Annotated in this window: 7 protein-coding genes and 2 pseudogenes; 2 read left to right on the plus strand and 7 right to left on the minus strand. The window is 58.8% G+C overall.

Annotated elements, in window-relative coordinates; translation table 11 throughout:
- Positions 1–999: 999 nt before the first annotated feature.
- Together EOA27_RS10840 and rpoN are read left to right on the plus strand one after the other, a co-directional pair.
- Complete coding sequence (locus EOA27_RS10840; protein ID WP_029356553.1) at positions 1000–1533, plus strand: peroxiredoxin; 534 nt, start codon at positions 1000–1002, stop codon at positions 1531–1533.
- A gap of 68 nt (positions 1534–1601) precedes the next feature.
- A complete protein-coding gene (rpoN, locus tag EOA27_RS10845) occupies positions 1602–3035 on the plus strand; it encodes an RNA polymerase factor sigma-54 (RefSeq protein ID WP_126063822.1) in 1434 nt (477 codons plus the stop codon).
- Here rpoN and EOA27_RS10850 read toward each other — a convergent pair.
- From EOA27_RS10850 to EOA27_RS10875, 7 genes and pseudogenes are all read right to left on the minus strand, one after another.
- Entirely contained in the window at positions 3032–3658 is a 627-nt protein-coding gene (locus EOA27_RS10850) for a nitrogen fixation protein NifQ (protein WP_029356557.1), read from the minus strand. The genes rpoN and EOA27_RS10850 overlap by 4 nt on opposite strands.
- On the minus strand, positions 3645–4697 hold the full coding sequence (locus EOA27_RS10855) for an LLM class flavin-dependent oxidoreductase (RefSeq protein ID WP_024505249.1): 1053 nt from the start codon (positions 4695–4697) through the stop codon (positions 3645–3647). The genes EOA27_RS10850 and EOA27_RS10855 overlap by 14 nt, the downstream gene beginning before the upstream one ends.
- 138 nt (positions 4698–4835) lie before the next feature.
- A complete protein-coding gene (locus tag EOA27_RS10860; RefSeq protein WP_063169384.1) occupies positions 4836–6437 on the minus strand; it encodes an SDR family oxidoreductase in 1602 nt (533 codons plus the stop codon).
- 148 nt (positions 6438–6585) lie between these two features.
- Entirely contained in the window at positions 6586–7173 is a 588-nt protein-coding gene (locus tag EOA27_RS10865; RefSeq protein ID WP_126083656.1) for a nuclear transport factor 2 family protein, read from the minus strand.
- Positions 7174–7311: 138 nt separating this feature from the next.
- Positions 7312–7434 (minus strand): annotated as a pseudogene (locus tag EOA27_RS42055) (ferredoxin); the annotation flags it as partial.
- Between the two features lie 29 nt (positions 7435–7463).
- Positions 7464–8642: a cytochrome P450 gene (locus tag EOA27_RS10870; protein WP_164759124.1), complete on the minus strand. Its 1179-nt coding sequence runs from the start codon at positions 8640–8642 to the stop codon at positions 7464–7466.
- Between the two features lie 265 nt (positions 8643–8907).
- A pseudogene (locus EOA27_RS10875) lies at positions 8908–9039 on the minus strand (IS481 family transposase); the annotation flags it as partial.

The raw sequence follows: 9039 nt of genomic DNA on the forward strand, positions 1-9039 counted from the left end.
GTCGGACATCGGACAGCACCGCGATTCGCTGCATAGGAAGCCTGGAGTCGCGATTTCCCTTGGGGGAATCAGCGCATGAAAGGAGAGCTGGGTCGTGTCTGCCGAAATGAGAAATTGCTCCCCCTTATTGCCTCACCGAGGAATGTTACCCAGCGCGATAGACGGACATGCCCTACCTCCCCCCGTTGCAGCTGAGGGAGATAGGGGCCAGCTCTTCATTCAACCCTCATGGAGGATGATCAGCCCAGCCATTTCCATGCGCCGGCCTTCACAAGCCGTGCACCATTCAGGTTCTTTTCCTTGAAGCGCGACGATCCTTGTCAGACGTCGCAACACTTGCTGCCGAGAGCACGAGCTCTTCCTCGAGCATGCCTTGATCTGCGCCTCGAACGGCTCGCACATGCTGGGTTTCAACGACTTCGCAGAGGTTGATATTCTGCAGTGACTTCGTCTCGCTGCTGCACGGCATTGACGCTGGGAGCCATGCTCGCGTGGCGCAATTGTGCTGAAGCCGGTGCCCACGGCAACGTTTCTTAACCCGCCCCAGATCCTGGCGTTTGGCTATTTCCGACATTCGTGTCCGGCTTCGGACAAAGGCCGGGTTTGCCGAACGGAGTCGCACCCAATTTCCAGTGCTGCTTGAGCAATAATATCGACCGGCATTACTGCACAACACGAAAGTTGCTGCAAAAACCGAAGTGAACCCAAGGCATCGGGTCAATTGGCATGGCGCTTGCGACTCGGTCGATAGAACGCAGTCAAAATCACGGTTGCAGACCATGCCTACCTCTCAAAGCTCGATAAAGCACGCGAGCGAAATTCCCCGTCTCCGCGGAAGCTCGTCGCCTTTAAACGTGCCTGCTCGGGGGCGGTCTTGCACAAGACCGGTCCGAGGCAACCACGCCAAGGCGCGAGGCTGCCGGAACTGTCGACCGAAGTCGATGCCGCTTCAGTTTAACCGAAAAATGCACCGTACCACTTTGGCCTGGGAGCAAATCAATGACCGACAGAAAGAACGTTCCTCTCGTGACCTTTCGCACGCGTGTTCGCGATGAGTCGATCGGGGGGCCAAATCCTTATCGGTGGGAGAACAAGACCTCCGACGATTATTTCGGGGGCAAGCGCGTCATCCTGTTCTCGCTGCCTGGCGCCTTCACCCCGACCTGCTCGACCTTCCAACTGCCCGATTTCGAAAAACTCTATGATCAATTTCTGGAACTGCGAATTGACGCGATCTACTGCGTCTCGGTCAACGATGCTTTCGTCATGAATGCGTGGGGAAAGTCCTTGGGGCTGCAGAAGATCGAGCTGATCCCAGACGGGTCGGGCGAGTTCACGCGCAAAATGGGCATGCTGGTCGCGAAGGACAATCTGGGCTTTGGCATGCGCTCCTGGCGATACGCCGCTCTGATCGACGATGGCGTGGTGGAGCAGTGGTTCGAGGAGGAAGGCTTCTGTGACAACTGCGAGACGGACCCCTATGGCGTTTCATCCCCGCAAAACGTTCTCGACAAACTGAAGGCGGCGGCATGACCCAGAAGTGGCAAGTCTCACACAACCCAAGCACACACTAGAGCATCCTCGGCAGATTACGGTTCAACATGCATCTCTCAGCAAGCCTGCTTCAACGCCAGAAGCAACGTATGGTCTTATCGCCTCAAGCCATTGAAGCTATTCGCTTGCTGCGATTGACGCATACTGAACTCCATCAGCTCGTGCAGCAGGCACTCGAGAGGAACCCCGTTTTGAAGCCTGACCCGTTTGACGACGATTCGCCGCTGTCAGGGGTGGATCAGCGGAGCAGTCAAAGCAGAAGCGAAATCGGCGAATCGCCCATTGGCGGGCCGTCTGGCGGGCGCGGGCAATGGAAGTCGCAACGCAGTAGCGGCAACGATCGACCTGCCGTCGAGGAGTTTACCGCCCACACCGAAACATTGCACGACCATGTCGCCCGCCAGGTCGCCCTCACCCCGTTCACCCCCCAGGAGCGGCTGATTGCCGGACAGCTCGCCGCCCATCTGGAGGACACTGGCTATCTTCAGGTAAACCTTTTCGATCTGGCCAGGAGGTTAAACGTTCGGCAAGCTGATGTGGAACGGGTCATCGGAATCTTGCAGCAATTTGATCCGCCGGGGATTTTTGCGCGAACTCTCAGCGAATGCCTGGAGATTCAGCTGCGCCAGCAAGACCGGTTCGACCCGGCTATGGCAGCTTTGGTCGCCAATCTCGAGATGCTTGCACGGGGGGATTTTCAGGGATTGAAGCAGCGTTGCGGAGTCGACGAGGAGGATCTCCTCGACATGAGGAACGAAATCCGCGCGCTCGATCCCAAGCCTGGAGACCGGTTCCAGTCCGGGACGCCGGAAACCATCGTACCGGACGTCTGGGTAATGCCCAAGTCCGAAGGTGGATGGCGGGTGGAGCTTGATCCGGCCACGCTGCCCAAAGTGTTGATCAACCACACCTATGTCGCCGAAATCTCGCAGCTGACCAATCAAAATCCGGAAGGCAAAGCGTTTCTCGACCATTGCCAGGAAAAAGGGAACTGGCTGATCAGCTGCCTCGAGCAGCGCGCTAAGACGATCCTTAAGGTTGCGACCGAAATCGTGCGCCAGCAGGATGCCTTTTTTACACACGGCGTCGCCCATCTGCGGCCTCTCTGTCTCAAAAATGTCGCTGACGGGATCAAAATGCACCAGTCGACGGTAAGCCGGGTGGCTTCGAACAGGTACATGTTAACTCCGCGCGGGGTGTTCGAGCTGAAGTATTTTTTCACAGCGACAATCGCATCCTGCGAGGGCGGCGACGCGCACTCCGCCAAATCTGTCCGCCATCGGATCAAGGCAATCATCGCCGAAGAATCGCTCGACAAGGTACTTTCCGACGAAGACATCGTTGCTCAGCTCAAGCAGACCGGCATCAATGTCGCTCGCCGTACCGTCACCAAATATCGCGAGGCGATGAACATCCCTTCCTCCATACTACGGCGCCGCGATAAGCGTTTGTCCGCAGCTGCGATCAAGCGAAGTGACTAACCGGCATTCCTGGTCGGCGAGAGGCGACTCTCAACTTCCTCCGGGCCGAAGCAGCTTTCGAAGTCCTGGCATTCCCGACAACTGGGTGCAGTGCATGACGAAAAGCCTTCGGCCTCACACAGCTTGCGGTAAAAGTACTTTTTCCATTTCATGTTTTCTGTGTTGCCTGCCGCCAGCGCGGGAAAATGTCTGGCAAGCAGGCGGCTGAGCTCAGCGCGATTTGAGAGGCCAAGATCCCGCCAAAGATGGTCCGTGCGCATCGCACGCCGGGCGATGATCTTGGCCAAGCGGCCGCTCGCCGGGTCGGCCGGCGCAGCATGCGCTAGCAGCAGCCGGCGTAGCAGCTCCTCTTCCAGTTCCGGCTCGGGCTCGCTCAACTCCTCCAAAGCGAATACGCTGCTGGAGGTAGACGGGAAAGTTGCGGCCAAGACATCACGCAATTCGACAGACGAAAGGCCTGTCCCCTCCGTCGCCAACACCTCGCCCGCCTGGACCTCCTCAAGCGAACGTGAATGTACGCAGGGCAGCACATGCTGATCGAAGCTCCTCCCTAGCTCGGACCCACGCCATTGCGCGCTGGATAGGCAGCCATCATCGTAACGGCCGGCTTCAGCTTCCGGCATGACAAAGCGCCTTGTTGACCGCAGGGATGATCTTGTCGCCCCAGAGCTCGATCTGGCGCAGCATCGTCTTTTGGTCGAAGTCGCCCAATTGAGTCTGAACTGCGATCTGGTCCGGTTTCAAGATATCGATCTCTTCCAGCAGGCGATCAATCACGCGATTTACGCTGCCAATCGGCAAATTTTTGCGCATGGTCTCGAAGGACAGATCCTGCTGGGTCGGTGTCTCCTGCAGCAGGTAGCCATCGTGGCTCTGTTGGCGGCGCTGATGCAGGGCTTCAGAAAGCCGGCGCTGGAAGCGGGCATTGTCGAGATAGCTGTTGATCTCCAACTCGTCGTGGCTGGCATAGCAGCAGCGCAGCAGCGATATCTTGACGTCGGTGACGTTCTTTTCCTCGGATGCCGCCGCCCTCTCGACTGATTCACGCAGTGTGGTCAAAGTCTCTAAGCCGTCGTGGAAGGCTGTGACAAAAAAATTGTGCCCCTCGCGGTAGGCCCGAGCCATCCGTGCGGCTCCGCCAGCGATCCAGATAGGCGGCGTCGGCTGCTGGACTGTGCGGACCGAAATCGCTGTTGGGGGGATCTTCTCATACTGGCCGTCGTGTTCGAAGACGTTTTGGTTGAGGCCCTTGAGAATGATGTCCAGGTATTCCGAAAAGACGGCCGGCGCCTCATCGATGTCCACGCCGAACCGTTCGAACTCGAACTGCTGGTATCCCAAGCCTACGCCGAGCTCGAGACGGCCGTTCGCAACGATGTCGGCGAAGCCGATCTCGGACAGCAGGCGCTGCGGTTGGTAAAGCGGCAGCACGCAGACGGCAGTGCCCAGGCGAATCGTGCTTGTCAAGCCGGCGCAGTGCGCCACCATCATCAGCGGGGATGGTATGAGGCTGTAATTGTTGAAGTGGTGCTCAGCAAACCACGCGGTGTTGAACCCAGCCTGCTCCGAAGCGACGGCCTGTTCGATGGAGTTGCGGATGACGCTTTCTGAGGATTGGTGATAGCCACGCTGGGCGGCCAGAATGAAAGTGGCAAATTCCATGATTTCTCCTCGTTATAGACACGTCAGCCGACCGGGAATGTGCTCGGCATGCACATGCTTGGATCTCAAGCACCTCAGGTGCGTCGTGGAGCCGAGGCTTCATAATGCTCGGCCGGTCGCCCTGCGAAGGCCTGGCAATTAACCTGCGGCCTCCGCAAAACATTCGTCATAGAGTTCGCTGGCGTTTCCCGCATCACCGAACGAGGTCCAGCCGCCGTCCACGTAGAGGATCGAGCCGTTGATGTATGAGGCGTCAGACGAAGCAAGGAAGAACGATGCATCTGCGACGTCTTCTGGCCGTCCCATCCTGCCCATGGGGATGCGTCGTCCGATTGCTGTCAGGTCGATGCGGCCGGCTTTGGCCAACTGAGCAAGTGCGGGCGTGCGGATGTGGCCAGGAGCGACGGTGGCTGTCCGAATTCCGACCGGCCCGAGTTCGGCCGCCATGCAACGGGTCAGCATATCCATCCCCGCCTTGGAGGCGCCGTAGGCATGGCGCGGCGCGAACGGCAGAAAGCTGTCGATCGACCCGAGATTGAGGATCACGCCGCCCGGGCGCATAGCCTTGATCGCTTCGCGCGCGCAGGTGAAGGCGCCGGTAAGGTTGACATCCAGGACGTGTTCGAGCTGTTTCGACAGTTGCTCGATCGCAGGCACAATCCTGTCGGCGGTATCAGCACTATTGACCAGAACATCGATATACCCGAAGCGTCCCCTCAGTTCTTCGAACATCGACACCACATCGCTCTCGACGGCCACGTCCAGCGATTTCGCCAGATGCTTGCCGGGGAGCGATGTAGCCAGCTCTGCCGCTGCAGTGCCATCTTTATCAGCAATCACGACGGTGTCGCCGTTCGCGGCAAAGCGGCGAGCGACGGCCGCGCCAATGCTTTTTGCGCCACCGGTGACGAGCACGATTCGCGCATCTGTGCATTCGGCCGGACAGGAGAGCTCGGCTTGGAGCGCACCATCCACCGGCGGGTGAGCATCCCCCGGCTGGTTGAATGACATCCAGCCTCCGTCGACTGCCAGCACCGAGCCGGTGATGTAGCGCGCCTGCGTGCTGCTCAGAAAACGCACGACCCTGGCGATCTCGTCGGGGCGAGCCAAGCGCCCCATCGGCACGCGGCGGCGTATCGCCGCGAGGTCCATTTTGCCAGCGCGTGCCAGTTCTGTGACCATTGGGGTGCGGACGGAGCCCGGCGCCACCGCCGTGACGCGGATTCCTCGCATAGCCCACTCGCATGCAAGGGACTTTGTCAACGAGATCACGCCAGCTTTCGAGGCTGCGTAGGCGTTGCGCCTGGGATTGCCGACCACGCCCGCCATCGAAGCCACATTGACGATCGCACCGCCCGGCTTCATGCGCCGCGCCGCTTCCCGGGCCATAACGAATGGCCCAATAAGGTTCACTGTCACGCCGCGTCGGAAGGTATCGACAGCGGTGTCGATGATCCTATCCATCGTGGGTCCAACCGCCGCATTGTTGATGAGGACATCGATTTGCGCGAACCGTGCTTCGACCTGGCCGAAAAGTGAGAGCATGTCCTTCTCTCGCGACACATCGCACTCCAGACCGACGTGCGGCGACCCGAGATCCCGAGCCAGTTCAACCACACCACTGCCCGGAAGGTCCACCGCAACTACAGTGTCTCCGTCCGCGGCAAGGATATCGACCAGGGCACGGCCGATCCCGCCCGCAGCGCCTGTGATGATTACGGTGCGTGCTGCCAGTTTCACGAGAGCTTCTCCACGATGACCGCTTGTGATCTCAGCCCATCAACCTTGGGCGGAATGAAGGGCCGAGCCAAATCGTTGCAGTGACCGCCAGTTGCGGCCCCACACAGATGTCGTTCCCGTAGGGCGCTCATCCTCCATTTCTACCCACTTATGCAGCTCCCAGTTGGGGACCCTCGACGCCATCTTGGTCGGTGGGGATGTGACCCTTGAGCAACTGGTAGATGGGATCGTCTGGATGTTGTGCTCCAATCGGCTGTCGCCGGCCGAACCTATCTGCCTCAAGAATCGCTGGCGGGATTTGCTCCTCAACCCAATCGTAGACGACTGTCCGTTCCGCAATTCGCCACTCGTCCTGCCTCTTCTGAAACAGATCGCAGTAACGGCCGCAAAGCAGCGTCTGACGTATTTCTTGGTCTGTATCCGGTCCGCGTTGCAGCGCGGTGAAATAGCTCTCGACCGCGGCCTCTGCTGAACTGATGAAGTCGATCAGGCTGTTCGTGATTTGATGGATGTTACGGTGCCCCGGCAGACCGAGAGCAAATTGGATGAAGTCCTCTGCCGGTCCGCAATAGGGACCGTGCCTGTCATACGCTTCGGGCCAGTATGCGCTACGCAGCGCCGCCTCATCGGCGCGGTCTATCCCGCGGCAGTACCGATACAGGCAGTTGCGGATCGCCTCTCGGTCACGCAGTTCGGTAATTTTCGCGTGGTCGACAGGGTCTGTCGCGAATTGTATGATTGTTTTATCCTTCCCGATGCCAGTCTGCACTTTGCGTGTGTCTCTCTCTACAACTGAGTTAGCGGGGGGCTCGTCAACTTCCAGAGCTTGTTCGGGGCAGGCTCGTACCCCTTTTGAGGCAAGCAGTTGCTCCCCATCGGCAACATCAATATCACCGGGCAAGATGTAGCCGGCGTCATCAAGCTTGAAGACTCTCGGCGCCCGCGCCCAGCAGCGCGCATGACCCTGGCATCTGGCTTTATGTACGACGACACGCATAGCGAACTCCAATGTCGTTGGCTGAAACTTCAGGACCAGTCCAGGATCAGATTCTCGATCCCGAACACATGGCCGCCGAAGGTGATAGGTTCAGTCCCTGTCTTGATCCGAAAGGCTGGGATGCGCGCCAGCCACTCCTCCAGGCCAATGACAATCTCCCGCCGGGCAAGGTGTGAGCCAAGACAACGATGGGGACCATAGCCAAAGGCAGCGTGCCGGTTGTCCTCGCGCGCCAGATCGATCTCATTCGGGCATTCGAATTCCGCCGGGTCACGATTGGCAATCATCGTGGCACAGGAAACATAGTCTCCCTTGCGGATCGGCGCGCCTTTGAAGTCGACATCCTTCGTTGCCACTCGGATCATCTGAATGGTCGAATAGGCGCGCAGCAATTCTTCCGCAGCGACGGCAATCCGGTCCGGTTCGCTTCGTAGCAATTCCTGATCTTTGGGGTTGCGCGCGAGATGGGCCAAGTCGAAGCATATGGCTGCTGAGACCGTGTCGAGTCCCGCGACGAACACAAGCACGCCGATGCCACGGACTTCTTCGTCACTGAGCAGACGACCCTCGACCTTTGCCTTCACGATGAAGGTCATGAAATCATCGACCGGCTCCTTGCGGCGCTCGGTGGCAAGTTCGTCGATGAAGGCCACGATCGTCCGGGCTGCGGGTGGTCGTTGCTCCTTATCGCCGTGGAGCAGATCTCTAGCCCAGCCGACAAATGTTTCTAGTCCGTTGTCCGAAAGCCCAATAAAGCGAAGGAAGATATTGACCGCGAACGGAACTGCAAAATCCTTCATGATGTCGCAGCTCGTGCCTGATGCGGCGATCCTGTCGATCAGCTTGATCGCTCGTTCCCGGACAGCCGGCTCCAATGCCATTACCCGCTTTGGCGAAAGCAGCGGATTGAGCAGTGAGCGAAAAACACCGTGGAATGGCGGATCGAGCTCAAGCGGGATCATCGGCCAGCTCTCGCCGAGCACAGAGGCGAAGATGCTGCGATGGCTGGAAAACGTTTCGGTGTCCTGCAGCACCCGGCGCTGGTCGCTCGCGCGAGTGATGACCCAGGTACCCCGACCGTCGCGCGTGTTGCTGGTTGAATAAAAGATCGGAGGCCCGGCATGAACGCAAGCAACCGCTGCATGCGGATCCCCGTTAGCGGTCGGCAACATGCCGGGCGACGTAAACAGGCTGAAGTCCCTCACCATTTCGGGCGGGACATGATCTGGAACCGGCCGCGATTTAACCGCGCCAGAATCGAGAGACCGTTCATGAGATGCTGTCGGCATTTGCATGCAATCGTTGGTGCAAGCTCCGTGCCGAATTCGTCTTTCGATAATCCTTGCCGTTTGCTGGGCAACAGGTGGCGCCTGCGCTGACTTGCTGGTCGGGATTGCAACATTCTTGTCCAGCGTCGGACACAGAATGTAGAAAGCTAGACACCGACTTGGAGCAACTCAACTGGTGGGATCGCTAGCTGTGGAGCCTCAACAGGTTGTCCTCGGTTAGAGCGAGGCGACTGATAGGTGTTTTGGACTTTAGGCTCCCGTGGGGACGGTGCCAATTGTATCTGTGCAGCCAGACCGGCAACTCTGCGGCGCGGTG

It is taken from the genome of Mesorhizobium sp. M2A.F.Ca.ET.037.01.1.1 (assembly GCF_003998075.1).
In the GTDB taxonomy this organism is placed as follows: domain Bacteria; phylum Pseudomonadota; class Alphaproteobacteria; order Rhizobiales; family Rhizobiaceae; genus Mesorhizobium.